The organism is Paenilisteria newyorkensis (assembly GCF_000766145.1).
In the GTDB taxonomy this organism is placed as follows: domain Bacteria; phylum Bacillota; class Bacilli; order Lactobacillales; family Listeriaceae; genus Listeria_A; species Listeria_A newyorkensis.
The window spans coordinates 1-26,495 of the sequence record NZ_JNFB01000040.1 but is presented as its reverse complement, the minus strand read 5'-3'; the positions used below and the strand labels follow the sequence as shown (position 1 = coordinate 26,495).

Sequence of the window (26,495 nt, the reverse complement as noted above, 5' to 3'; positions counted from 1 at the left end):
AAATGGCTATTCGAAAATACGATGAAACCTACTATCCCAGCCAGAAAATCATCAACGCTAGCTATAAAAAAATTGAAAAAGAGCTACTCCATCATGCAGACATCATCACATTTAAAGAATTAAAAGAACTAGACATAACGACCGCCCAAATAAGAGGCCTACAGAAATTCCAAAAGCTAAGAAAAATCAGCCGAGGTATTTATATTAAGCATGACGAGTTAGACGATCGCTACCTAGAGCTCCAAAAAAAATACACACACATCATTTTTTCACACGAAACAGCGCTCTATCTACACGACTTATCAGACGTCACCCCATCAAACTATACAGTCACCGTACCGAATAACTACAATGCCTACTATCTCAAAGAAAAAGAACAAATGACTGTAAAAAGAGCGGTGGAAGAAAGATATAACGCAGGAATAATCGAAATGAAAAGCCCATACGGCAACCCAATTTATGTATACGATAAAGAAAAGACCATCTGCGACATCCTCGCCAATCGTAATAATACAGATATTCAAATCCTATCCACAGCCTTAAAAAGCTATTTCGCAAGACAACACAAGGACCTAAACACATTAATGATCTATGCCAAATTACTAAAAGTAGACAAAATTCTAAGAAACTACATGGAGGTACTTTTATGATCAATCAAGATAAACTGCGTACATTAGTTATGGCAAAGTCAAAAACAAGCGGATTAGCCCCCGATCTACTTTACAGAAACTACCTGTTTGAACGATTTTTAGAAAGGCTATCGCTGTCACCATACAAAGAGAAGTTCATCATTAAAGGCGGATTCTTAATCGGTTCCATTTCAGGCATCGAACAAAGAGCAACGATGGATATTGATACGACGATAAAGAATCTCCAGCTAGAAATTGAGAACTTGCAAACAATCATTCAGGACATTGCTGGAATCGAAATCGATGACGGCGTTATTTTTGAAATACTGACTTTTAAGGAAATTAGAGAACAGGATATTTATCCAGGTTTTCGAGTTTCCTTTGTTGGTATTATCGGAAAAATGAGGATGCCGCTCAAGCTAGATATTGTGACAGGCGACGTCATCGTGCCCGAAGAAGTCCTGCACACGCATAAACTACATTTCGAAAATCGCGAAATTCAATTTTGGGGCTATGCCATAGAAACCATTTTGGCTGAAAAAGTAGAGACAGTTCTGGCGCGCGGAATCACGAATACAAGACCACGTGACTACTACGATATTTATTTGCTATCCAGCATAAGCACGCTTGACGTCACCCAATTTAGAGAAAGTTTGCTCGCGACAACAACGAATCGAAATACATCGAAAGCCGTGCAGAATTACGACTCGATTTTAGAGAATGTACAACAAGATCCAACCATGAATAAACAATGGCGAACCTATCAATCCAGTTTTCCATACGCGAAAGGTATTGCTTTTGAGACGGTCATCACAAGCGTTCATAAAATCCTCCAAACCTAAGTACCACGCTGAGGTTTGGAGAAACATCATGTAAAGCATTTTTTATAGTCTAACACGAGCCTCCTCGTTCGTGTTTTTTCAATGCCACAAAAAAATTCCCAATCCATGCATTATTTCCAAGGAGACGGGGAATAATAAAAAGCGAGGTGTTGAAAAATGAAAATAGTAGGACTATACGAATATTTACCAATCGAAGCCGAAGAAAGTTTCTTAGATCTCACAACCGAAACACCAAAAGCTAGCGGACCCGATCTACTCGTCCAAATTCAAGCGATATCAGTCAATCCCGTCGACACAAAACTACGCGCGCCGAAAAGCACCTTGGAAGAAACACCGCGAATTCTCGGTTGGGACGCGGTCGGAATTGTGACAGAAATCGGTGACGCCGTCGAATTATTCCAAGTTGGCGATACCGTTTACTACGCAGGCGATGTGACGCGACCAGGAAGTTACGCCGAATTCCAACTTGTCGATGAACATCTAGTCGGCGCGAAACCAGCCAATTTATCCCTCGAAGAAGCCGCTGCCATGCCACTTACGCTAATCACCGCGTGGGAAGCCCTATTCGACCGAATCCGTATTGACCCTGACGCCGATGCTGGGAAACCGCTCCTTATCATCAACGGCTCAGGTGGTGTCGGTTCCATCGCAACGCAACTCGCCGCATGGGCTGGTTTGGAAGTCATCACGACGGCATCGCGAGACGAGACCGTTACTTGGTCCAAACAGCAAGGCGCGACGCATATCATCAATCATCGCGAGCCACTTTTGCCACAGTTAAAAGCACTCGGTTTTGACGGTGTAGACTATATTTTATGCCTACATAACACGGACGCCTACTGGGATGCGATGCAAGAAATTATTTTGCCACAAGGTCATATTTGCTCCATCGTAGAGCTCCAAAACCCAGTATCTATGAGCCTCATCAAAGATAAAAGCGTGACGGTGAGCTACGAATTCATGTTTACCCGCTCCAAATACAATACGCCAGATAAAGTACGCCAACACGACATTCTAACAAAGGCCACGCAGCTATTCGAAGCCGGCTTTTTAAAATCAACCTTAAACCAAACCTTAACACCGATCAACGCGACGACCATAAAAGAAGCACACCGCATTTTAGAATCAGGAAAATCAATCGGAAAACTAGTAGTGAAGGGATTTGATCAGGATGACAGAAAAACGAATTGACCTATTCATAGCCATGAGTTTAGACGGATATATAGCAGACGAATCCGGGAGTGTCGGCTGGTTAGAAGAGATTGAAGGAAAAGGCGATAACGGCTACACAACATTTCTAGATGAAATCGATACCGTCGTGATGGGCCACACAACCTACAAACAATTATTCACGCTCACCGACACATTTCCATACAGCAAGAAGCACGTTTATGTTTTTTCCAATGAAAAAGCGGGTACAAAAGACGAATACGCCGCGTTTGTAAATGGTTCCGTTAAAAATTGGCTCGAAACCACAGAAGGCAAGAGCATCTGGCTTGTCGGTGGCGCCCAGTTAGTGAAAAAGTTCCTCGAAGAAAATCAAATCGACCGCTTCATCATCACAGTTGCCCCGATTATTCTCGGAGACGGCACACCACTCTTTGAAAAAGGCGCACGAGAGCTTCTACATCTCGAAGAAGTTGTAAAATTTGGCCAGTTTACACAGATGACGTATCGCAAAAAGGAGTAATGAATCATGAAAATAGCAACTTTTGATGTCGACGTACAAAAAGGTTTCACGCCACTTTGCCCAGAAGAACTTCCCGTTCCAGAAGGCCATCTCATCGTGCCGGAACTACAATTTATGGCGACGATGGGCAGCATTCGCATTGGCAGTAAAGACGCGCATCCCGAACAAGCCGTTTGGACCGTCACGGAGCCCGAAGAAATGTTGGCGCCACTCGAGTTTCCAGACGCTGACCTCACTTGGGTGAAACATTGCGTGCCAGGTACGCCAGGCTTTGAACTATTAGACGACATGCCGCACCCATCCGAATACGATCTTTTTGTTTGGAAAGGAATGGAGCCAGATTTGCATCCATACGGCGCGTGTTATCACGATATTCGCGAAAACCTGTCGACCGGTGTGATTGAATTCCTGCGAGAGCGAGAAGTAGACCTTGTTATTGTTGGAGGATTAGCCTTTGATTTTTGTGTAAAAACGACGGTGGAACAGCTTTCACGAGCAGGTTTCGCGGTTGTTGTATATTTGCCTGCGACGCGTGCTTTGACAGAGCGCGGTTATCACGACACAGCAGCGCATCTAGGAACGCTAAAAAACGTCAGGATAGCCAAGGACCGAGCTGAATTAGCCGCGTATCGCCAAATTTAAATGTAGGAAAGAGGCGAGACGAATGAAAAGAATTGGAATGTTTCCAAGCATGGTTATTTTTGCGACACTAGTTTTAACCTTAGCAACGTATCCCTTACTCCCAAGCGAGGTAGCGGTACATTTTGGAACGGATTTTTCACCCGATATGTTCGTCCAAAAATGGCTTGGCTTAATTTTAATTCCTTTCCTTATGGTGATGTTTACCGGCACAGAATACTACGGGAAAGAGAAAGTAAAACCAGATAATCGTTTGGAGTTTGAGTACATGTTCTACGCATTACTAATCCTACTCGCAATCATTCAGGTGACGATTATCCTGTTCAGTCTAGGCTACGAAATCCCAACAGGCCGCTACAGCCTATTACTTGTTGGAGCGCTCCTAGTCCTGACCGCAATGTACCTTTCAAATTCCAAAAAAATATTCTTATGGCTCACACTCATCGGCTTTAAAAAGATAGACGCAAGATCACGAAATAGTTTGAGAAAAATAACTGTTATAACGTTGTCAGTAGTCGGATTTACATTTCTACTTCTCGGCATCTTCATGTTCAACGATCCCTCTATTATCATGCTTGCAGCGCTACTATCGATGACTATTATCATCGTCGGATCAGGCGTCTACTTAAATAAAAAATAGTACAGTTCCAGTTTACAATGAATACAGTTTATGGTTTAATAAAGCCAAAGAGAGTTGGATCATAGCCTTAGTAAATTGGCGACAAGCGCTCGCATTCAGGAGATTCGGCGGACTTCCGGTTCGGCTACGCAATACTTGCTACGCTTAACTTCTTACATGGTCGGGAAAACTACCCCCTCCCTGTTTTCAGTCATCACGTACACAAGTACGCTCCGCTTCCGGGTTCCACCGAATCTCCTGAATACAAACGCTTTCGCTCAATTTGTTTGGAGCCGTATGTAGGGTCTTACCCGAAGAATTGGGTTAGGCGTTTTAAAATACAGTTTCTACTAAGTCGCTGATGTCCCAATTTCTCTGGGCTTTTTTTTCGGCCAAAACACAAAGGGGGACATGATTTTGCGCAAAAAAATGTTAGGCGTCCTAATGCTTTTAGGACTTGTATTACTTGCCGCTTGTCAGTCAAAAGATGCAGTAAAAGACACGGAGAAAAAAGAAAGCAGTACGATTAACATCATGGAAACAGGCGAAATACCGGGCGTGAATCCAACGACCGCGGACAATAGCGTCAGTTTTAAAGCAATCAATCAAGTATATGAAGGATTATACCGTTTAGATAAAGATGGCAAACCGGCACTCGCCATGGCTGCCGCAGAACCAGAAGAAAAGGACGGCGGTAAAACGCTGATTTTCAAAATTCGCGAAGATGCCGAGTGGTCGAACGGAACACCAGTAACCGCCGCCGATTTCGAATACGCATGGAAAAAAGTCGTTGATCCGAAATCAGCCGCTGCATATGGTCCGCAGATGGAAGAAATCGTGAAGAACGCGACGCAAATTTTAAAAGGTGATATGGATCCAGATCAGCTCGGCGTCAAAGCACTAGACGACAAAACGCTACAAGTCGAGCTCGAAAATCCAGTACCGATTTTCAAAGACTTGCTCACAACCGGCACGTTCTTCCCACAAAACCAAGCGTACATCGAGAGCCAAGGCGACCGCTACGCTCTATCTAGCGAAAACTTGATTTCCAACGGCCCATTCAAACTAGAAAACTGGGACGGCACGGAAAAAACGTGGGATTACGTTAAAAACAACAAATACTGGGACAAAAAGAACGTGAAAGCGAATAAAATCCACGTTCAGGTTGTAAAAGACACGAATCAGGCGTTAAATCTATACACAACAGATAAACTAGATCGCATCGAACTTGACGGCGAATTCGTTTCCAAATACAAAGACGATCCCGATTTCAACAAGACCTTCACAGGACGCTCCGTCTACCTCAAGATGAATCAAGGCAAAGATGGCCAGAAAACCGATTTAGCAAACGTCAATATCCGCCGCGCCTTAGCCATGGCAATCGATAAACAATCGATGGTAGACCGCTTACTTGCCAATGGTTCAGCCGTACTAAACGGAAACGTACCAGCTAAAATCATGTTTGATCCAAAAACAAAAGAAGATTTCCGCGAACAAAACGGCGATCTCCTAAGTTATAATCCAACAGAAGCCAAGAAATACTGGGAATCAGGGTTAAAAGAAATCGGCAAATCAGGCCTAACCATTGCCTTAACAGCCGGCGACTCATCCTTGCAAAAACAACAAACAGAGTTCATGCAAGACCAGCTCCAAAAAAATCTACCAGGCTTGACCGTCAACATCAAAACAGTCACACAAAAAGCAAGCTTTGTAGCCGATGTTAGTCAAGACTACGAAATGTTACTCGGCGGATGGGGCGGAGACTACTCAGATCCACTCACATATCTGAACCTCTTCCTAACAGACAGCCCAGGAAATCACACCGGTTTTTCTAACGCAGAGTACGACAAATTAGTACTAGGCGCAAAAGGATCACTATCCAATGACCCCGAAAAACGCTGGGAAGCACTCCTAAAAGCCGAACAAATTTTGCTCAAGGATAACGCGACATTAGTGCCACTATACCAAGGCGGACGCGCGTATCTCCAAAAAGCAGCACTACAAGATTACATCGCGTACCCAATCGGTTCCGAGAATTACAAATGGATGTCAAAAGATAATAAGTAAAGAAAAATACATTCCAAACACGATTTTGTGTGTTTGGAATGTATTTTTTTGCGGTATATTAAGGTAAAAGACACAATTTCGACACATTTAAAGAAAGCGGTGGTTCAAATGAAGAAAACCATCACGTATATCACAGGATTTATTATTAGCTTGACACTTGTCATCCTTATTCCCCAAATAGCTAAGGCCGAAATTATACCATTAACAAAAGGCACGACGCCAGAAATCGCAACGCAAAACGGTAAGGTATTGCAAGCTGCAATTAACCAAGCCTCAACAACAAAAGCAAAACAAGTAACATTACCAGCCGGCTTATTTTATATAAACGGGAAAATTATTTTAAAATCAAATATCGTTTTAACCGGCCCAAACTCCACCCCCACAGCGACAACGCTAACCATGAACAACGCCCCAATGACTACAGATTCGACACCAACAAGCCAAGAATCTGCTACGAATATAATCCTACAAAATTTTACCCTACAATATAATCCGACGATATCGAAATTCAACTACTTAACCAATCCCACTAATTTTTATCAAGACAACCTGCTGAATATCGGGATGACGACAAAAGCAGAGACTGCGGCGGGTTACAAAGCCACCACCAAGAAAGCGCTAAAAACAAATATCAAAATTTCCAACATGATCTTCAATGCGAACAATGTCGGTACGAGTATCATCAACATCGCCAAAGCAAAAAACGTCACGATTCAAAATAGCCAACTCTTAAATTCAGGCTTACAAAGCGGCATTTCACTCACCTACTCAGACAACATCACACTCACCAATAACCGCCTAAAAAACCTTGGCAGAACTGGCATTGTGATGTACTACGGAAACAGCGGCATCACAATTTACAACAATCAAGTCATCGATTGGATGCAGCGCTACGGCAGTTACCACTACGATGCAGTCAAAAAAAGCGGTGAAACCTTAGACAGCATGCAAGACGCCGCAATCGACAGCTACGGCCCAGCCAATCAGTACATCACCGTTAAAAACAACCGAATCAACTTATCCGCCGGAGCAAACAAAGTCAATCCCAATAACCCACTAATCGCAAAAAAATGGCGCCTCAAAGCGGTTCCAAACTATACGAGGTACACAGCCCTGAGAGCAAGCGGTACTCAATATGCCCTATATCAAGGCAACACCATCAACATCGACAGTCCGGATACATTCGCTTTTTTCACAACCAATATGCGTAAAAGCAATACCTTAACCAGACCAAAAGGCATCGTTCTCACAGGGAACAACTTCACATCAAGAAACATCGATTATCCCATCCGAATTTTTGCAGGAATAAGTGATACAGCGCTTCTAAACGGCATCACCATTCAATCCAACAACTTCCGAATCGTCGGTAAAATCAACAATTACTACCGCTCACTCATCAATGTCCGCGAAGTCCCAGTAACAGAAAACAAGCGCACTGCCTACTACCCAACCGCACTACTAAGCGTTTTTAACAACAACATTCGCAGCACAAATCTAGGAAGCATGGTCGACGGTTCCTCCACTAGCAAAAAAGACGCCCTACAACTCCTGTTTCTAAATAACAACAAAAACAACGGCAAAATCCATCAAACCGCTAGAAATTACATCGGAACCACGCTAAAATCGATTACTTATTCCAATAAAGCGATACGAGGAACCATCATTTGGAACGCCGACGAAACAAAAACGAAATACATCCGAATCACAAATCTAGCAGGCAAACCAATAGCTCCCGAACAAAAACTAATCAAAGGGGTCACTAGAAATTTCAGCATTCCAATCAAACTCGTTCGCGGTAATCAAATTAAAGTTCAAATATCAGAATCAAAAGGAAACTATACAAATAATTCCACAATTCTCTATCAAGTCAAATAAAAGCACAAATTTTAAAGCCGAAATAAAAATAAAAAAATTTTAAAAAACCACTTGTAATCGTTTTCAACCTGTGATATATTATAGTCATCGCAAAGGATTGTTACCAATCTACGGGCATTACCTAAGCTGATTCGTGGGATACACATGTATTCTCCCATGAAGCGGTTTGGGTTTTTCTTTGTGCAAAAATAAGGTAAGAAGGAAGGTTTATATTATGAAATATGAACAACTCGCTAAAGACATTCTCGAAAAAGTCGGCGGAACAGACAACATCAATAGTGTATTCCATTGTATCACGCGATTGCGTTTTAAACTGAAAGATGAGAGTATTGCGAAAACGGAAGAATTAGAAAAAATGGACGGCGTTATCTCCGTACTTCGGAGCGGTGGTCAATACCAAGTCGTCATCGGAAACCACGTACCAGACGTGTACGCAGCAGTACTAGCAGTTGGCGGCATTTCTGCTGAAGGCGCAGAAGGAGCAGCAAGCGATAGTGGCGGCAATCTTTTCAATAAATTTATCGACATGATTTCAGGCGTATTTACACCAGTTTTAGGCGTTCTAGCAGCAACTGGTATGATTAAAGGTTTCGCATCGATGTTCCTAGCATTCGGCTGGGTGACAGCAACATCTGGAACCTACCAAATCCTATACGCGATTGGGGACGCACTATTCTACTTCTTCCCAATTTTCCTAGGTTACACAGCCATCAAGAAATTCGGCGGCAACATATTTGTCGGGATGGCCATCGGGGGTGCGCTCGTCTATCCAGCAATATCAGGATTAACAGCCGGAAAACCCTTATACACACTATTTGCAGGCACGCTTTTTGAATCACCAATTCACGTTACATTCCTAGGAATACCAGTCATTCTAATGAGCTATGCCTCATCGGTTATTCCCATTATTTTAGCAACATTCTTCGCTTCAAAAGTGGAAAAAGGACTCAAAAAAATCATTCCAGATGTAGTCAAAACTTTCTTAGTGCCATTCTTTACATTACTAATCGTTGTTCCACTAACATTCATCGTTATCGGTCCAATCGCAGTATGGGCAGGCGACTTACTCGGTCAAGGAACACTATGGGTTTACAACCTAAGTCCAGTTATCGCAGGTCTATTCCTCGGTGGATTCTGGCAAGTATTCGTCATCTTCGGACTTCACTGGGGCCTTATCCCGGTGGCGCTCAACAACATTGCTACACTACACGCAGATCCAATTCTAGCGATGACGTTCGGCGCATCTTTTGCACAAATCGGTGCCGTTCTAGCAGTTATCCTAAAAACAAAGAATCAAAAAATCAAAACACTTGGTTTTCCAGCATTCATCTCCGGTATTTTTGGCGTAACAGAGCCAGCAATATACGGGGTTACATTACCACTTAAAAAACCATTTATCATGAGTTGTATCGCCGGAGCAGTCGGTGGTGGAATCATCGGATTTGCAGGCTCACAAGGATATATCCTCGGCGGACTTGGCGTCTTCGGTATCCCGAACTTCATCGAACCAGGTAGCCCAATCGGCACCCAATTCTGGATGGTTATGCTAGCGATGGTTGTCAGCTTTGTACTAGGACTCATTTTGACACTCGTATTCGGTTTCAAAGATCCAGTAGAAACAGCAGCATCCGTAACACCAGTTGTGACACAAAGCGAAACACTAATCGAACAAGAAGTTTTAGTATCGCCACTTGCAGGTGAACTTATCCCACTTGTCAACGTTAAAGACGAAGCATTCTCATCCGGCGCACTCGGCAAAGGCTTGGGAATTGTACCAACAGAAGGCAAACTATACTCACCAGCAAATGGAACAGTAACAATGGTCTTCCCAACCGGTCACGCAGTAGGAATCACAACCGATTCAGGCGCTGAAATCCTAATGCATATCGGAATGGACACGGTTCAACTAGAAGGAAAGTACTTCACCGTCCACGCAAAACAAGGCGATAAAATTACAGCAGGTCAATTATTGACAGAATTCGATATTGAAGGTATCAGAAGCGAAGGCTATGATATCACGACACCTATTATCGTCACAAACACGAATCAATATTTAGACGTCATGGTTGTCGATGAAGAAGAAGTAAAACCAGGCGACCGCGTTATTACACTGGTTATATAAATAGAAACAGCAGCGATTCGCATCGAGGAATCGCTGCTGTTTTCATGTCCAAATAAAAGCTATAAAGTTATTCAGGAAATGGGCAAAAATGGTCAGTTCAAGCCGCTTCGTTTTGTACAAAATCCCGCCCAGCGCAATGCCTGGAATCAAATAAAGCAGAAAACTAACCCAATCCGTCGGAACATGCGCCGCGCAGAAAAGCAAACTACTAACAATCCAGCCAAGCCATAACCGACTTCTGAAAAGTTGCTGCATCAGGAATCCCCGAAAAATAATTTCCTCCACAAATGGCGCGATAATAACGATAGACAAGAAACTAAGCAGCCAAGAAGCGTTCAGGTAAGCATCTTCTAATAGCATCTCGTTTTGCGTATTCGTATAGGAAGAAAAATTCTGACCGAGATAATCGATGACAGAGCTAATCCCAATCGCGACAAGCATCACAACAGCCGCAAACAGAAATCCTTTCCAACTAATCCGCACACGACTGAAAAATCGAATACGCTGCCATCTCGCTAGCAAAAGCGTGATTAGCATCGCGGCCAGGCTAAGTAGTTCACTATGCCACGTGACGGCGATATCCAGAGCCTCATTCCCAGCAAATACATCCCAAACGATGCTCGCAATCTGAAATATAAGTGATAGGAATAAATAAACACCGAAAACCCAAATAATTGTCCAGATTCGCGGTTGGTTTTGTTCTAGCATCTTGTTTCCCTCCAATTGTTTTATATGGTATGTATCATAGCATTAATTGTAGGTGGGTTCCAAGGTGAAGGTGGTTTTGTAGGTGGCCCATTCAAACATCCGACTTAGGGCGTACGAATTTTCAGCCCAGAGCCTATCGTTAAAAAAAATAAATCCAGCTATAATAAACCTATCAACCAAACAAAAGGGCGTGAACGACGTGAAAAAAGGGATTTTCGGTCTAATGTCAGCATTACTCATTATGTTGCTAGTTGGAACACAGACACAGCCAATTATCGTACCAGCAAAAACGATAAAACTACATACCACCATTCCAGCCGAGCCATCAACAGCTCAAATTATAGACGTTAAAAACTAATCGTGGCATTTCAGCGATTTCACATAGATTTTAATCATGCTAACGTTAAAAGTTGATATAATAAAATTTGGAGGTCATTAAAATGAACAATTTTTTCAAATACTTATTCACCGTTATTCTAGCTATCATTGGACTTAATATTCTATTCAAAGTCATCGGTATCACGATGCATTTCCTATTCCCACTTCTAGGTTTAGCGCTTGTTGTGTATCTGCTATACCGCATTTGGGGCAACCCACGTAACTGTAACCGTCGTAACTCAAGCAAACACGACCGTTATGAATGGTAAAACCGCTTTAAACCATATACTCATTTAAAACTCCCTAGGTTTTAAATTTCGCCTGAGCCCCGCGTTCAGGCTTTTTTTATTGTCTAAGGTTAAAACGATAAGCGTGCATGTTTGTACATTCCGATAAAACCACTTAAACTGGTATTGAGGAGGCGATTATCGTGAATAAAAAGAATTGGAATCGGTTGGGAAAATTAGCGGCTGTCGCATGGATAGCAAAAATAATTCTAACAAGTAAAAAGAGGCGTGTAAAATAATCGAATCAGGGGTTAAAAATACGTATATTCATTTAAACTGCGAAATTGCTAAATGCCCTCCAAATCGCCGTGGAGTGTGCTATAATAACAACAAAGATTATTGGAAATGGAGTCACTGAGATGAAAGAAGGACTGGATTTATTAAAGCAGGAAAATTGGCGATTTATCGATCAGACAACGGTGCAAATTGCGTTTGACGCCTTGCAATCATTTGCGACGGACGATACGCTTTGTCGCTCGGTTGGAAGTGAGATATCGCCACCTACAACGAGAGCTTGGGTGCATCATGATACAATTTCGATGGGGATTCAAGATACGAAGCTGCCTGATTTAAAGGCGGGTATTGCTTATTTTAGAGAGCAAGGATATCGAGCGGTTGTGCGGAATTCTGGTGGTTTGGCAGTGGTACTGGATTCTGGTGTGCTCAATCTGTCGTTAGTTTTTCCAGATGTGGAACGAGGGATTGCGATAGATCGTGGTTATGAGACAATGTTCGCACTTATTAAACACATGTTTCCGACTTTTGCTTACAAGATGGAAGCGCGTGAAATAGTCGGATCTTATTGTCCGGGAAGTTATGATTTAAGCATTAATGGTAAGAAATTTGCAGGCATATCTCAGCGTCGGATGGCGAAGGGTGTTGCGGTACAAATATATTTAGCTGTTAATGGCGATCAACAGAAACGGGCCGAGCTGATTCGCGAATTTTACCGTATTAGTGGGAAGGATAAGCAAGAGAAATATACGTATCCAGATGTTGATCCAGCGGTTATGACCACGTTGTCGGAGCTATTTGGAGAGCCGCTTGAAGTGAATGATGTGATGGTGAAATTGCTCAACGCATTGTACCATTTCGCGGGGCGTTTAGAGTCCAGCCGCCTAATGGGAGAAGAGTTAGATTGGTATACGGCTTATTACGAACGGCTTATACTGAGGAACGAGAAGGTTTTAGCAGATCTATGAATTAGTTTAGAGAGGAAAGATGACATGTGACATATTTAGAGACAAAATTACCAGAAGTAAAAGTATTTAAAGATCCTGTACACCGATATGTGCATGTTTCTGACCAAATTATTTGGGATTTGATAGCAACAAAAGAATTTCAGCGATTACGTAGAATCCATCAATTGGGAACAACCTCGCTTACTTTTCATGGGGCTGAGCACAGTCGGTTCAATCATTCATTAGGTGTGTATGAGGTGACGCGGCACATTGTAGAAGGTACGTTTGCCAATGAGATTCAGTGGGATAACGAAGAGCGTTTGGTAGCTTTGTGTGCGGCGTTGTTACATGATTTAGGACATGGACCGTTTTCACATGCTTTTGAGAAGGTTTTTAGCACGGATCATGAACATTATACGATGGCAATTATAACAGGGAATACCGAGGTGCGAACGGTTTTAGAGCGAGCTGGGATACATTTTCCAGAGAAAGTAGCAGCCGTTATCAATAAAACATATCAGAACCAGACGCTGGTTAAGTTGATTTCTAGTCAAATTGATGCGGATCGGATGGATTATTTGTTGCGAGATGCTTATTATACTGGAGTTAGTTATGGGAATTTTGATATGGAGCGAATTATGCGTGTGATGCGTCCTAGCCCGGATGGAAATGGAGTTATTATTAAGGCTTCGGGAATGCATGCGGTGGAGGATTATATTGTGAGCCGCTATCAGATGTATCAGCAGGTGTATTTCCACCCGGTGAGCAGGAGTGCGGAGGTTCTTTTGTGGAAGATATTAGAGCGTGCGCAGAATTTACATGAAAGAGACTATCATTTTACACAGACGCCAGTTCAGTTGTTGCCATTTTTGAATCGTGACGTTTCTTTAGAGGAGTATATTACGCTAGATGATACGGTATTGATGTACTTCTTTTCGATATGGCAGTACGAAGAGGACTCTATTTTAAGTGATTTATGTAGTCGTTTTTTGAACAGAAGATTGTTGCAATATATTAATTATGATTCGAGAGTGGATGCGGAACTTTATTTGAAGTTAAAAGGGTTGCTGGAACAGGCAGATATTGATCCAGAATATTATTTGGTGATTGATTCGACATCGGATTTACCGTATGACTTATATGAGCCAGGAGACGTCGCTGGGAGGTCGCCTATCCAATTATTAATGCCAAATGGAGAATTACATGAGCTATCGACGGAATCTTCTATAGTGGAAGCTATAGCTGGCAAACGGCGTGTGGATATCAAACTTTATTATCCGCTTGATTTTATAGAAAGTGGACGTATCAATGCTACCATTTCGGAGGAAATCGTGAGTTTGATACATGCGCATTCTTTGAAAGAATATAAGCGGTGAGGCTAAGAAAAAGCGCTGTACCTAGTGTGCTAATAGAAGCAGACTGCGATACAACGCTTTTAGTGGAGAATCGTTTAGTGGCTTAGATGTCCGATTTTCGAACGCCAGCTACGCCATAATCTGTTTTTTTCATTTCTTCTAGGATGACGTGGATGTTTTCTTTTGGTGCACCTAGATTTTTCGAAACAGCTTCTGTTACGTCTGCTACGACGGCTTTCTTTTGATCATCTGTTCGACCTTCTAGAAATTTTATTGTTACGAACGGCATGAAATTCACTCCTAAGTATTGATTTAATGAGTGTATTATAACATAATTGAAGTACTACAATACAGAAGGAGATTATTCATGGAGAATTTTTTAGCCTATTCGTTGCAGGATTTGCCTTACGTCATCGTGACGCTTTTGATTGCTTTTACAATACATGAGTTGGCGCATGCTTGGGTTGCTCTGTTATTTGGCGATGATACTGCGAAGAATGAGGGTCGCATAACGTTTAATCCGTTGAAACATATTGATCCGATTGGTTTTATTTTTGTTATTATAGCCGGATTCGGTTGGGCGAAACCAACGCCTGTTAATACGTATAAAATGAAGCACCGACGTGTTGGTAGTGTAGTTGTGAGTTTGGCTGGTCCAGTTAGTAATTTATTGCTTGCTTTTATTGGATTGGGGCTGTATTTTTTATTTCTACAAATGGATGTGGCGTATTCGCAGATTATCTTGCATTTCTTCAATTTGTTTGTGTCGCTGAATTTGATTTTATTTATTTTTAATTTATTGCCATTGCCACCATTGGATGGTTATCAAATTTTATCGGAATTTTTACCTTTGAAATGGCGGTTAAAAGTGCAGGCTTATGAGAACTATGCGTTATTATTTTTCTTGATACTAGTTATTACGCCGCTTTCGCGGTATACGATATCACCGATTTTTAACACGCTTATGCCGTGGATTGCTGGGGAAATGGCGAGTTTCTACTACTTTGTTTTTCAAATTTGAGGTTGCATTTTAGCCTGTTTTTAACTATAATGTAGTGCATTCGAAATTATATGGGGGGACTTTAAAGCGTGAGTAATAAGGAAAAGACGCCGGTACAGTTGCGTTTAAAAACGATTTCTAAGCAGGAAATGGAAGAGGAACGTACGGAGTTAACGCTGTCAGGTGTGTTTTATTTGGATCATACCACGGGAAGTCGTTACCTTCATTATGAAGAAGAGCAAGAAGCTGGGACTATTAGAACGGTTTTGAAAATAACGGATCAAGAAGTTTTGTTGATGCGTAGCGGTGCTGTGAATATGCGCATGCATTTTTTCAGAGAGCGTAAGCGTAGTACGGTTAGCGTAGACTATGGTGTTGGCAAACTGATGATGGAGTCAGAGCTTTTGAATATAGAAGAAGTTTACGTACAAGAGGGGCTGTTTTCTGGGAAGATTGACTTTCAGTACGAGTTGTTAGACAGAGGTGTGAACATTGGAATTTTTGATGTCTCGATGATTTTAGAGGAGGATAAAGAATGAATGTTAGTCAAAAAAGTCAACAAGATTTGATTGCAATTATTAAAGAAGCGGTGGTACAAGGATTGGGGATTGAGCAAGCCGAGGTACCATCTATTTTGCTGGAGGTTCCAAAGGATAAGCAACATGGGGATTATTCTACCAATATCGCTATGCAGCTGGCACGTGTGGCTAAGAAAGCACCGCGAGCGATTGCAGAGACGGTTGTAGCGGCAATCGGGAAAAACCATGCACTTATCAATAAAATTGAGATTGCTGGACCAGGATTTATTAATTTTTACTTAGATAATGCCTATTTGACGGCTTTAATACCTGTCATTATGGATGCTGACGATACTTATGGTACAAGTGATACAGGAAAAGGCAAGAAGTTTCAGATTGAGTTTGTTTCAGCGAATCCAACGGGTGATTTGCACTTAGGACATGCACGTGGCGCGGCAATTGGTGATTCATTGGCGAATATTTTGACGATGGCAGGGTACAGTGTATCTCGTGAATACTATATCAATGATGCAGGAAATCAGATTAATAATTTGATTTTGTCGACAGAAGCTCGTTATTTAGAAGCGCTGAACATTGATGCAGAATTCCCAGAAGAAGGTTACCGTGGCGCGGATATTATTAACTTGGGTAAGCAATTAGCTGAAAAGTATGGGGATAAGTATGTCAAGGAAGATGTAGACGTGAGACGGGAGTTATTCCGCAAAGAAGCGTTGACTTTTGAAACGGCGAAATTACGCGAAGATTTGGCGGAGTTTCGTGTTCATTTTGATAGCTGGTTCTCGGAAACGACGCTATATGAGAATGATAAAATTATGCCTGCACTAGCGAAACTTCGTGATAATGGCTATATCTTTGAAGAAGAGGGCGCTACTTGGCTTCGGACAACGGAATTTGGTGACGATAAAGATCGCGTACTTATTAAATCGGATGGTAGTTACACGTATTTCTTACCAGATATCGCCTATCATTTAGATAAATTAGAGCGTGGATTTGACGTACTGATTGATGTTTGGGGAGCGGATCATCATGGCTATATTCCAAGGATGCGTGCTGCCATTGAGAGTTTGGGATACAGCCCAGACCATCTTGAGGTTGAGATTATCCAACTGGTTCATCTTTATGAGGACGGCAAACAAGTGAAGATGAGTAAGCGTACTGGTAAATCAGTGACTATGCGCGATTTGATTGAGGAAGTTGGATTGGATGCGACACGTTATTTCTTTGCGATGCGTAGTTCAGATACACATATGAACTTTGATATGGGGCTTGCGAAATCGACGTCTACTGAAAACCCAGTATATTACGTACAATATGCGCATGCTCGGATTTCAAGTATTTTACGTTCAGGCGTGGAGCAAGGCTTTACTTTGAGTAAGGACGCGAACATTGCTTTGCTGAATTCTGAGGTAGATTATAACTTGTTGAAAGTATTGGGTGAATTTCCAGATGTTGTCGCAGAGGCTGCTGAGAAAAGAATTCCACATCGGATTGTGCGTTATTTGAATGATTTAGCGACGGCTTTCCATCGCTTTTATAATTCTAATAAGGTTTTGGATATGGAGAATAAAGAGGTTTCAGAAGCGCGGCTTGCTTTGATTAAAGCGGCACAAATCACATTGCGTAATGGACTTACACTTCTTGGCGTTTCTGCACCAGAAAAAATGTAATTAGGAATTTAGTTGAACAAAGTGAGCACTAGAAAAATTTTAGATCGGGGTTTTGCGAATTATGCGCTATATCATTTTCATGTGTATCATTTTTCTGCTCCTTGTCATTGCAACGGCAATTTTATATAGCATGCAATTAGGCTCTATCCCGATACTATTGCTCGCGATATTGTTGTTCTATATTGGTTATTGTGTACTGACGAAGCTATGAATATGGAATTGATATGGGTATTATTGCAGAGTATGTTATAATTTTATTGTGTTCAGCGTCATTTACATGTAGAATAGATAGAGTCAGAAAAATGCAGTTTAGGAAATTATTTTTTATTATAGAAGGGGCGTGCCAGCTTTGGATTTGAGCCAATTGACAAAAGAAGAACGTAAAGAGTTATCTTTGATTGAAGTGGCGCACTATGTTCTTGAAAAAAGAAGAGAAGTAATGCCATTCCAAGCGATTGTGGATGAGATTACTAAGTTTCTTGATTTAAGCGAAGGCGAAGTAAGAGAGAGACTTGTTCAATTTTACACGGATATGAATATTGAGGGTAATTTTATTTCTCTTGGTAATAATACTTGGGGGCTACGTGCGTGGTACCCAATTGATGCGATTGATGAAGAAGTTCAAACGCAGACAAAACCTAAGAAGAAACGTAAATCAGATGATGACGACGATGATGACGAAGAAATCGATGAGGACATTCTTGACGATGATATCGATTACGAAGAGGACGATGTGGTAGAAGAACTAGGGGAAGAAGAAGTTGTTCTTACAGATGGTCTTGTTAGTGACGACGATGATCCAGAAGAAGGTCATTTACCAGATGGTATCGAAGGAGATCTGACAACTATTGTGGAAGACGATAGTGAATTTGAAGATGAATTCGAAAAGTAAAAAATGGATACCTGCTTCTGAAATTAAGAGGCGGGTTTTTCGTTTGTAGAAATGAGAATCGATTTGAAAATATTTTTAGCCTCTAGTTGCAATGCTTGAGGGCGTTTTCATGAAATAAAGGGTTGACTTATTTGCGCTATCTATGTAATATTTTATTTGGGCTCCTTTTTATAAGGACGGATATAAATATTGCGCTCCCTTACTTTGCAAGATGAGTAAGTGGGCGTTTTCTTTTTGTGTGATGAAAATGGATGACGCAAAGAGTGTAAGCCAAGGGCATGAAAGCAATTGGCGATTTTCTTTTTTAGCAATGAAATTTTGCAAGTAAAGGTTCTCCACCCCGAAATAAATTTCGATAAGGCGAAAGGAGTAGATTTTAGAACAATGACAAAGTATATTTTTGTGACAGGTGGCGTCGTTTCATCAATTGGTAAAGGGATTACGGCTGCTTCACTTGGTAGACTACTTAAAAACCGAGGACTTAGTGTAACGATTCAAAAATTTGATCCTTATATTAACGTCGATCCTGGGACGATGAGCCCGTATCAACATGGAGAGGTTTTTGTCACGGATGATGGTGCGGAAACTGACTTGGATTTAGGTCATTATGAGCGTTTTATCGATATTAATTTGAACAAGTACAGCAATGTAACGACGGGGAAAGTATATTCCGAGGTTATTAAGAAAGAGCGTCGCGGTGATTATCTTGGTGGGACAGTGCAAGTTATTCCGCATATTACGAATGAACTGAAGGATCGTGTTTTCCGTGCGGCTCGTATGACGAATTCGGATATTATTATCACGGAAATCGGCGGAACGGTTGGGGATATTGAGTCTTTACCGTTTATTGAAGCGATTCGCCAAATTAAGAGTGATGTTGGTGCGGAAAACGTGCTTTACATTCACACGACGTTAATTCCTTACATCAAGGCTGCTGGTGAAATGAAAACGAAGCCGACGCAACATAGTGTGAAGGAGCTTCGTAGCTATGGTATTCAGCCGAATATTATTGTTGTTCGTACGGAGCAACCGGTTTCTCAAGAGATGAAAGAGAAAATCGCGCTATTTTGTGATGTGAGAGCGTCGGAAGTTATCGAGGCGCGTGATGAGGACACGTTGTATAATGTGCCACTTTCTTTACAAGCGCAAAAAATGGACCAGATTGTATTGGATCACTTGCAGTTGGAGGCGCCGGTTGCTGACATGTCTGAGTGGGAAGAGCTTGTTCATAAGGTGAAGAATTTGACGAAAAAAGTTCGAATCGCGTTGGTTGGTAAGTACGTTGCGTTACCAGATGCGTATCTTTCTGTCGCAGAAGCATTGCGTCATGCGGGTTATGCGAATGATGCTGAGCTACAAATTGACTGGGTTGATTCAGAGGAAATTACACCTGAGAATGTCCAAGAAAAAATTGGTCATGCAGACGGTATCCTAGTTCCTGGTGGTTTCGGAGATCGTGGTATCGAAGGCAAAATCACTGCAATTAAATATGCGCGTGAAAATAAAGTGCCGTATTTCGGTATTTGTTTAGGAATGCAGTTGGCGACAATTGAATATGCGCGTAATGTGATGGGCTTGGAAGGTGCGAATTCTGCGGAAATCGACCCGAAAACGCCGCATGCGATTATTGATTTATTGCCAGAGCAAAAACATGTGGAAGATATGGGCGGAACATTGCGTTTAGGCCTTTATCCAGCACGCATTAAAGAAGGTACAAGAACAGCGGAAGCGTATGGCGCGACATTGGTTGAAGAGCGTCACCGTCACCGTTATGAGTTTAACAATGAGTACCGTGAGCAGTTAGAAAATGCGGGAATGACAGTATCAGCAACGAGCCCAGATGGTCGTCTTGTTGAGGTCGTGGAGATTACGGATCATCCGTGGTTTGTGGCATGTCAATATCATCCAGAATTTATTTCACGCCCAACGCGTCCGCAAAGTCTATTCCATGATTTTATTGCTGCATCGTTGAAAGAGTGAATTTTTTGAAGCCGAGTGATATACATTAGTGTATGCTCGGTTTTTTTGTTGTTGACTTTTATATGCATCTGTTATATTATTTGTATAACAGTTAGATTTAGAAAGGATGAGTATGATGTCAAACACGTTAGCATTGTTAGCACCATTTTTTATTTTATACGTTATTTTATTAGTGACAGCGTTGATAGATTTAATCCGGAATTGGAACAATCGGCAAAACCCGATTTTGTGGTTACTTCTTATTTGTTTTGTTAGTACAATTGGATCGATTATTTACTTTATTTTTGGTAGGAAGGATTATCGATGATGGAGAAAATATTGGAGGTTACGAATTTATCGAAGCGGTTTGATGCGTATCAGGCTGTGAAAAATGTCGGTTTTCAGCTGGTAGCCGGGGAGTGTGTGGCTTTGCTCGGTCCCAATGGTGCTGGGAAAACGACGATTTTGAAAATGATTGTGGATATGATAAATCCGGATAGTGGGACAATTCAGATTTGTGGTGGCGAGCATGCAAAAATGAAGCAGCAAATTGGTTTTTTACCGCAGTATCCTAATTTTTATGGATGGATGACGGCAACGGATGCTTTGCAGTTTATGGGAAAACTTTCTGGTATGGATAAGGCGGCTTTGGCGGAACGGATTCCTGAGGTGTTGGCGCAAGTTGGTTTGGATGCGACTCCTAAGCAGAAAATTGCTACTTTTTCAGGGGGAATGAGACAGCGTTTGGGGATTGCGCAGGCGATTTTGCACCGACCGGCGTTGTTGATTATGGATGAACCTGTTTCAGCGCTTGATCCGATTGGGCGTCGTGAGATTATACAGCTGATTCAGTCTTTGAAAGGGGAGACGACGCTGTTGTTTTCTACGCATATATTGGCGGACGTGGAAGAGGTTTGTGAACGTGTTTGTATTATTAGCGAGGGCGAAATTGTGGCGGATGATCGGATTGTGAGCTTAGTTCAAGCCAATGCCGCGCCTGTTTTTGTGTTGAAGGGTGAAGTGGGCGTTTCTGAATTCGAGCGTTTGATTGAGGCAGAGGCGGCGATTAGTCGTGTGGAACGGAAGCAAGGCGCCTTATATTTGTATTATCAGGAGGATGCGGATGCTGCGCGTGAAGCTATTTTGCGCGTGCTAATGGCGACTGGAATGGCTTGGACGAGTGTGAGTCAGGCTGAGGAGACGCTTGAAGATGTCTTTTTAAGGATGGTGGGCAAATGAGTAATGTGATGACGCTTTTCTTGAAAGAGCAGATGGAGCAGTGGCGCAGTTTGAAATGGATTTGGTTGCCGGTCGTGTTTGCGATTCTTGGGATGATGCAACCGCTTATGATGTATTATTTACCTGAAATTATGGGGGCAGTGGGTGGCGATGGTAGTGAGCAAGGGGCTGCAATCGCGGACTTAATGGGTGTGGTAAATGCGCAACAAGTCATGGCTGGGACGCTTTCTTCGCAGTTTGACCAACTTGGCATTATTATTTTGATTGTGGCATTGATGGGTGCGATTATTTCTGAAAAAAATAATGGAATGTTGGCGTTTATTTTAACGCGGCCTGTAGAAGCGTGGCAGTATATTTTAGCAAAATGGTTTTCTCAAGCCTTACTAGTGTTAATTTCGCTAGGTTTAGGATATTTTGCAGCGTATTATTATGTTTACTTATTGTACGGTGGAATTCAGATGGCAAGTATTTTTGCTGGATTTGGCATTTATTTTGTATGGTTGTTATTTATAGTCTCAGCGGTGCTTATCCTCGGAATCGTGTTTCGGAGCACAGCGGTTGTCGCGATGATAGGGGCTGGTGGCGCGATTATTCTGGAGTTGGTGAGTGGAGCTTCAGGGTGGGGGCAAATCTTTAATCCTGCTTATTTGAGCGCGAATGCGGTTCATATAATTGTGACTGGGGACGTGAAGGAGTATTTTGTAGGCAATTTGTTGATTTCGCTTCTCTTTATTGTCGTGTTGCTCGGCCTATCGATTTTATTGCTAACGAAGAAAAATTTTCATATCGGTAGTTCACATGAGTAAATTGGCAAAGTTTAATGGAAATCTCATGTGATTTTCCTCGCAATGTTAGGTAGCTGATGTAATATAGTAAATGTAAACAAGATAACTATTACTTTTACCCCCTTTTTAGTAATAGGATATCTAAACTCCTTTTTCCCAAGTTGGTTCCCCTGCCAGCTTGGTTTTTTTTTTGCGCTTTTTTAGGCTTGTAATCTATAGCATATCCGTGTATACTGTATATATATTATATGAACAGTTATGTGCGGAGGTGCGTATGAAAATAATCATTACGAATACGTCCACATTGCCGATTTATGAGCAAATTGCTTCACAGATTCGCAACCAGATTATCAATGGGGAGCTTGTTGGAGACTATCAGTTGCCTTCTATTCGGGCACTGGCGAAGGAATTACAAGTTAGTGTCATTACAACGAAGCGCGCGTATGAGGAGCTGGAACGTGATGGCTTTATTCAGACTGTCGCTGGGAAAGGTACATATGTTTCGAATCAAAACATGGCATTAATTCGGGAACATAAGATAAGGGACTTGGAGAAAAAGATAAGTCAACTGCTGCAGTTAGCGGATGATTTAGGATTAACCTATAAAGAAGTTCGTGACATGATGGATTTGTTGGCAGAGGAGGACTAGACTATGGAGAGCATTTTAGAGGTGAAGCGTGTTTCGAAAGTGTATAAGGATTTTACGTTGCGAAATATCTCTTTTCGCTTACCGAAAGGCTATATCATGGGATTGATTGGTGTGAATGGCGCGGGTAAAAGCACGTTATTAAAAATAATGATGGATTTAGTACAGAAGAACAGTGGGGATGTTTTTATATTCGGGAAGAATACGAAAGATGCGATGGAAGAGATTAAGCAGGATGTGGGTTTTGTTTTTGATGAGAACCATTTCTATGAACATTTGAACTGTGAGCAAATGAAGCGGATTATTGCTCCTTTTTATCGGAATTGGGATGAGGCAGAATATCAGAATTACATGAAAATGTTTGAACTTCCAAGCAATAAGAAGATAAAGACGCTTTCTAAAGGGATGAAGATGAAATACAGTATTGCGATTGCTCTTAGTCATCATGCGAAATTGATTATTATGGACGAGCCTACTGCTGGACTGGATCCAATCGTGCGACGCGAGCTGATTAGCGTTTTACAAACAGTGGTGATGAAGGAAGAAGTATCTGTGATTTTTTCTACGCATGTAACCGCTGATTTAGAGCGGATAGCTGATTTTATTACGTATATTCATGAGGGGCGTGTTTTTTTCAGTGAGGAGAAAGACGCCTTATTGGAACAATATGTGATTGTGAAGGGTGACCAAGACCTATTGGATGACGATGCTAAAAGTTTATTTGTTGATGTGGAGATCGGTTCATTAGGCTTTCAGGGGTTATCTAGGCAAGCGGAGGAAGCTCGGTTTTATTTTGGTGAGGAAGTTATTTTTGAGAAGCCGACCTTGGATGATATTATGTATTACACCGTGCAAGCAACGAAGAAGAGGCGACAAGGGGTAATGTAGATGTGGCAATTGATTTGGAAAGACGCGATGATTCAGCGCGGCTCGATTATATGGCTTGCGGTATTGTTACTATTTTTGGTGTAAGTATTGGGATGCCAGCGTTTGTTTTCTTGTCGCTAGGAGCATTGATTGCAGGTGGAAGTATCATAGCAAAATCGATTAGCAGAGATGAGGATAATCACACGTTACTATTTGTGACGTCTCTGCCAGTGAGTAGAAAAGATGTTGTCATGGCGCGTTATGTTGGAACGTTGCTTATCATGATGGCTACAACCGTATTTTTGTATGTGGTAACAAGTGTTATGATGTGGACGTTGATTCCGATGACGGATTTTTTCTTGAGTGCTGTGACGGCTTGGATGATAATTTTAGGCGTAACAATGATTCTTTTTCCGATTTATTTCTGGCTTGGTTATGATTCCATGCGATATGTGTTAGGTGGATTGATTATTTTTTATGCTTTATTGACAATGCTAGCCAGCCTCCCTATTGTTCAACAGGCGATAACTTGGTTTGAAGGATGGGGATATGGTGTGATACTGGCCCTGCTGCTCGGATTGATGCTGATGTTATATGTAGTATCGATGCGATTATCTATTCGAGTTCTGGAATTCACGGATTTATAAGGGGGGATTATAGTGTATGCATTGATAAGGAAAGATTTTTGTGCTCAGACGAAAGTGACGGCTTATTATCTGATTTTTGTTGTAGCTCTGTTAGCTTTATGGATGAATCAGGGATTTGTAACATGGGCTCTTTATGCTTTGGGCGCGACTATGATTTCGATGGCTCCGATTTTTGCAGCACTCAGCTATGACGATAAAAGTGGTGGTGAGCTAATAGCAATTTTGCCAGTTTCTCGGGGCAAGATAGTTATTGCAAAATATATATCGAGCTTGATTTTCATGATTTTTGCTATGGTGTTTATTTTTATAAGCACACTAATTATCGGCCTATTTATCGAAAGTGGAAGTGGGATACGTGCGCATTTTGTTTCGATAGGATTTGTTGTGGCTGGGCTATGTTTCTTTTTTTCTATTGTTTTTCCTTGTTACTATTGGCTCGGGTTTCAGCGATTGAGCTATATGTACACAGCTTTGGTTGTTCTTTTTGGTGCGGTACTGGTGGCTTTATATCAGTCTGATTTTGGGCATTGGTTAGTACGGTATTTGGCGGATATGTCGATGGGGGTACTTGCAGGCGTTCTTCTGGTTATTTCTATTGTAGCCTACGCGGTATCGTTATGCTGCTCGTTACGTATTTTTGCGAAAAAAGATGTATAAGTACCAAAATGTAATTTTCATGAATTTCTCATCTAATTCTTGATGGGTTATCATGTTGGACCTGTATTATAGAGAATGTAAAGAGGATAGTAATTACTTTTTCCCCCTTTTTAGTAGTTGTTCATCCGATAGAACTCCTTTTTAACCATCGCGGTTTCCCCCCTTTTTCCGCGGTGGTTTTTTTGTGCTCAGAATGGAGGAGGCTTAAGGCTTGCATCTCTGGGGGGCATTAGGTGTATAGTAGAGAGGTAAATAGAAATCGGGAGGCTGGTAAAATGAACATTAATGATACGGTAACACTTGCAAATGGCGTGGAGATGCCACAGTTTGGTTTTGGCGTTTGGCGTGTGAATGATGGGGAAGAGGCAGTGAATTCCGTGAAGTGGGCGATCGAAACGGGATACAAGAGCATTGATACGGCTGCTGCTTACAAAAATGAAGAAGGTGTGGGACGCGCAATTAAGGAATCTGGGGTGGCGCGCGATAGCCTTTTTGTAACGACGAAGTTATGGAATGCGGATCAAGGTTACGAATCGACATTAGCTGCTTTTGACACGAGTTTAGAGAAGCTAGGCTTAGATTACGTTGATTTATACTTAATTCATTGGCCGGTGGAAGGTAAGTTTGTCGATACATGGCGTGCCTTTGAAAAATTATACGCAGATAAAAAAGTACGCGCGATCGGTGTTTGTAATTTCCATGAGCATCATTTGGATGAATTATTAAAAGAAGCGAAAATCGCGCCGATGGTGAATCAAATTGAGTTGCATCCGTTGCTGTCTCAAGAACCATTACGCAAATATTGCGCGGATAAAAATATCGTCGTAGAAGCATGGAGCCCGCTTGGTAGTGGTAAAGTTCTCGATAATAGCGTGATTAATTCCATCGCCAAAATTTATGAGAAGTCGGTGGCGCAAGTCATTTTACGTTGGGATTTGCAACACGGTATCGTGACAATTCCAAAATCGGTCCACCAAAACCGCATTATCGAAAACGCGAATATTTTTGATTTCGAGTTGAAAGATTCAGAGATGAAGTTGATTGATAGTTTGAATCAGAATGAGCGTACAGGTCCTGATCCGGACAATTTTAATTTCTAAATGAGAAAAAAAGCAGTAAATCCATTTTTGTACTGAACCCCAAAAGTTGGACCAAATTTAATTAGACTTCTTGGCTGGCCTGAAGACGGTATTCTACCGGACTCA

Annotated in this window: 28 protein-coding genes; 26 read left to right on the top strand and 2 right to left on the bottom strand. The window is 41.8% G+C overall.

The annotated features are described in order from the left end of the window. Window positions 1-2: 2 nt before the first annotated feature. The 9 genes from EP58_RS13495 to EP58_RS13455 all read left to right on the top strand — a co-directional run bounded on the left by EP58_RS13495 (window position 3) and on the right by EP58_RS13455 (window position 10,483). Entirely contained in the window at window positions 3-650 is a 648-nt protein-coding gene (locus EP58_RS13495) for a type IV toxin-antitoxin system AbiEi family antitoxin domain-containing protein (protein WP_052171456.1), read from the top strand. Beyond that, window positions 647-1,471 (top strand): nucleotidyl transferase AbiEii/AbiGii toxin family protein, encoded by an 825-nt coding sequence (locus tag EP58_RS13490; protein WP_036094247.1) that lies wholly within the window; start codon window positions 647-649, stop codon window positions 1,469-1,471. Before EP58_RS13495 ends, EP58_RS13490 begins: the two co-directional genes overlap by 4 nt. 156 nt (window positions 1,472-1,627) lie before the next feature. Further along, window positions 1,628-2,662, top strand: coding sequence for a zinc-binding alcohol dehydrogenase family protein (locus EP58_RS13485; RefSeq protein ID WP_036094245.1), 1,035 nt, complete (start codon window positions 1,628-1,630; stop codon window positions 2,660-2,662). Next, entirely contained in the window at window positions 2,643-3,161 is a 519-nt protein-coding gene (locus EP58_RS13480) for a dihydrofolate reductase family protein (RefSeq protein ID WP_036094244.1), read from the top strand. The genes EP58_RS13485 and EP58_RS13480 overlap by 20 nt, the downstream gene beginning before the upstream one ends. Window positions 3,162-3,167: 6 nt before the next feature. Further along, complete coding sequence (locus EP58_RS13475; protein ID WP_036094243.1) at window positions 3,168-3,803, top strand: isochorismatase family protein; 636 nt, start codon at window positions 3,168-3,170, stop codon at window positions 3,801-3,803. Window positions 3,804-3,825: 22 nt separating this feature from the next. Next, a complete protein-coding gene (locus EP58_RS13470) occupies window positions 3,826-4,440 on the top strand; it encodes a DUF1648 domain-containing protein (protein WP_036094242.1) in 615 nt (204 codons plus the stop codon). A gap of 408 nt (window positions 4,441-4,848) precedes the next feature. Continuing rightward, a complete protein-coding gene (locus EP58_RS13465) occupies window positions 4,849-6,486 on the top strand; it encodes a peptide ABC transporter substrate-binding protein (protein ID WP_077917932.1) in 1,638 nt (545 codons plus the stop codon). A gap of 108 nt (window positions 6,487-6,594) precedes the next feature. Then, window positions 6,595-8,361, top strand: coding sequence for a right-handed parallel beta-helix repeat-containing protein (locus EP58_RS13460; RefSeq protein ID WP_137657370.1), 1,767 nt, complete (start codon window positions 6,595-6,597; stop codon window positions 8,359-8,361). Between the two features lie 214 nt (window positions 8,362-8,575). Continuing rightward, window positions 8,576-10,483 carry a beta-glucoside-specific PTS transporter subunit IIABC gene (locus EP58_RS13455; RefSeq protein WP_036094236.1) on the top strand — a complete coding sequence of 636 codons (1,908 nt, stop codon included), beginning with the start codon at window positions 8,576-8,578 and terminating at the stop codon, window positions 10,481-10,483. Window positions 10,484-10,525: 42 nt separating this feature from the next. Here the strand turns inward: EP58_RS13455 and EP58_RS17055 are convergent, their stop codons facing one another. Beyond that, window positions 10,526-11,191, bottom strand: coding sequence for a CPBP family intramembrane glutamic endopeptidase (locus EP58_RS17055; protein ID WP_052164765.1), 666 nt, complete (start codon window positions 11,189-11,191; stop codon window positions 10,526-10,528). Between the two features lie 82 nt (window positions 11,192-11,273). Here EP58_RS17055 and EP58_RS13445 point away from each other — a divergent pair, with 82 nt between their 5' ends. The 4 genes from EP58_RS13445 (at window position 11,274) to EP58_RS13430 (ending at window position 14,413) form a co-directional block, all read left to right on the top strand. Beyond that, window positions 11,274-11,549 carry a hypothetical protein gene (locus EP58_RS13445; RefSeq protein WP_036094234.1) on the top strand — a complete coding sequence of 92 codons (276 nt, stop codon included), beginning with the start codon at window positions 11,274-11,276 and terminating at the stop codon, window positions 11,547-11,549. A gap of 82 nt (window positions 11,550-11,631) precedes the next feature. Then, complete coding sequence (locus EP58_RS13440; RefSeq protein WP_036094233.1) at window positions 11,632-11,838, top strand: hypothetical protein; 207 nt, start codon at window positions 11,632-11,634, stop codon at window positions 11,836-11,838. 377 nt (window positions 11,839-12,215) lie between these two features. Beyond that, a complete protein-coding gene (lipL, locus tag EP58_RS13435) occupies window positions 12,216-13,058 on the top strand; it encodes a lipoyl-[GcvH]:protein N-lipoyltransferase (RefSeq protein WP_036094232.1) in 843 nt (280 codons plus the stop codon). Between the two features lie 26 nt (window positions 13,059-13,084). Beyond that, complete coding sequence (locus EP58_RS13430) at window positions 13,085-14,413, top strand: HD domain-containing protein (protein ID WP_036094231.1); 1,329 nt, start codon at window positions 13,085-13,087, stop codon at window positions 14,411-14,413. A gap of 82 nt (window positions 14,414-14,495) precedes the next feature. Here EP58_RS13430 and EP58_RS13425 read toward each other — a convergent pair whose 3' ends face one another. Beyond that, on the bottom strand, window positions 14,496-14,681 hold the full coding sequence (locus tag EP58_RS13425) for a 2-hydroxymuconate tautomerase (protein ID WP_036094230.1): 186 nt from the start codon (window positions 14,679-14,681) through the stop codon (window positions 14,496-14,498). Between the two features lie 78 nt (window positions 14,682-14,759). On the opposite strand from EP58_RS13425, the gene EP58_RS13420 reads away from it, so the two are divergent. The 13 genes from EP58_RS13420 (at window position 14,760) to EP58_RS13360 (ending at window position 26,390) form a co-directional block, all read left to right on the top strand. Then, window positions 14,760-15,413 carry a site-2 protease family protein gene (locus EP58_RS13420; protein WP_036094228.1) on the top strand — a complete coding sequence of 218 codons (654 nt, stop codon included), beginning with the start codon at window positions 14,760-14,762 and terminating at the stop codon, window positions 15,411-15,413. A 68-nt stretch (window positions 15,414-15,481) separates the two neighbouring features. Beyond that, the gene (locus EP58_RS13415; RefSeq protein ID WP_036094227.1) at window positions 15,482-15,931 is read left to right on the top strand and encodes a YwiB family protein; all 450 of its coding nucleotides are present in this window, start codon (window positions 15,482-15,484) and stop codon (window positions 15,929-15,931) included. Further along, window positions 15,928-17,598 carry an arginine--tRNA ligase gene (gene argS / locus EP58_RS13410; RefSeq protein ID WP_036094226.1) on the top strand — a complete coding sequence of 557 codons (1,671 nt, stop codon included), beginning with the start codon at window positions 15,928-15,930 and terminating at the stop codon, window positions 17,596-17,598. Before EP58_RS13415 ends, argS begins: the two co-directional genes overlap by 4 nt. 349 nt (window positions 17,599-17,947) lie before the next feature. Next, window positions 17,948-18,490, top strand: coding sequence for a DNA-directed RNA polymerase subunit delta (gene rpoE, locus EP58_RS13405; protein WP_036094225.1), 543 nt, complete (start codon window positions 17,948-17,950; stop codon window positions 18,488-18,490). A gap of 384 nt (window positions 18,491-18,874) precedes the next feature. Further along, window positions 18,875-20,470 (top strand): CTP synthase, encoded by a 1,596-nt coding sequence (locus EP58_RS13400; RefSeq protein WP_036094224.1) that lies wholly within the window; start codon window positions 18,875-18,877, stop codon window positions 20,468-20,470. Between the two features lie 106 nt (window positions 20,471-20,576). After that, window positions 20,577-20,777 carry a PLDc N-terminal domain-containing protein gene (locus EP58_RS13395; RefSeq protein ID WP_036094222.1) on the top strand — a complete coding sequence of 67 codons (201 nt, stop codon included), beginning with the start codon at window positions 20,577-20,579 and terminating at the stop codon, window positions 20,775-20,777. Beyond that, window positions 20,774-21,688 carry an ABC transporter ATP-binding protein gene (locus tag EP58_RS13390; protein WP_103034915.1) on the top strand — a complete coding sequence of 305 codons (915 nt, stop codon included), beginning with the start codon at window positions 20,774-20,776 and terminating at the stop codon, window positions 21,686-21,688. Before EP58_RS13395 ends, EP58_RS13390 begins: the two co-directional genes overlap by 4 nt. Continuing rightward, window positions 21,685-22,494, top strand: a complete 810-nt coding sequence (locus EP58_RS13385) for an ABC transporter permease (RefSeq protein ID WP_036094220.1) — start codon at window positions 21,685-21,687, stop codon at window positions 22,492-22,494. The genes EP58_RS13390 and EP58_RS13385 overlap by 4 nt, the downstream gene beginning before the upstream one ends. Window positions 22,495-22,747: 253 nt before the next feature. Beyond that, window positions 22,748-23,122 carry a GntR family transcriptional regulator gene (locus tag EP58_RS13380; protein WP_036094219.1) on the top strand — a complete coding sequence of 125 codons (375 nt, stop codon included), beginning with the start codon at window positions 22,748-22,750 and terminating at the stop codon, window positions 23,120-23,122. A 12-nt stretch (window positions 23,123-23,134) separates the two neighbouring features. Continuing rightward, window positions 23,135-24,007, top strand: coding sequence for an ABC transporter ATP-binding protein (locus EP58_RS13375; protein WP_036094423.1), 873 nt, complete (start codon window positions 23,135-23,137; stop codon window positions 24,005-24,007). Window positions 24,008-24,009: 2 nt separating this feature from the next. Next, window positions 24,010-24,633, top strand: a complete 624-nt coding sequence (locus EP58_RS13370; RefSeq protein WP_036094217.1) for an ABC-2 transporter permease — start codon at window positions 24,010-24,012, stop codon at window positions 24,631-24,633. 12 nt (window positions 24,634-24,645) lie between these two features. Then, complete coding sequence (locus EP58_RS13365; protein WP_036094215.1) at window positions 24,646-25,290, top strand: ABC-2 transporter permease; 645 nt, start codon at window positions 24,646-24,648, stop codon at window positions 25,288-25,290. Window positions 25,291-25,565: 275 nt separating this feature from the next. Further along, window positions 25,566-26,390 (top strand): aldo/keto reductase, encoded by an 825-nt coding sequence (locus tag EP58_RS13360; protein ID WP_036094213.1) that lies wholly within the window; start codon window positions 25,566-25,568, stop codon window positions 26,388-26,390. Window positions 26,391-26,495: the final 105 nt, after the last annotated feature.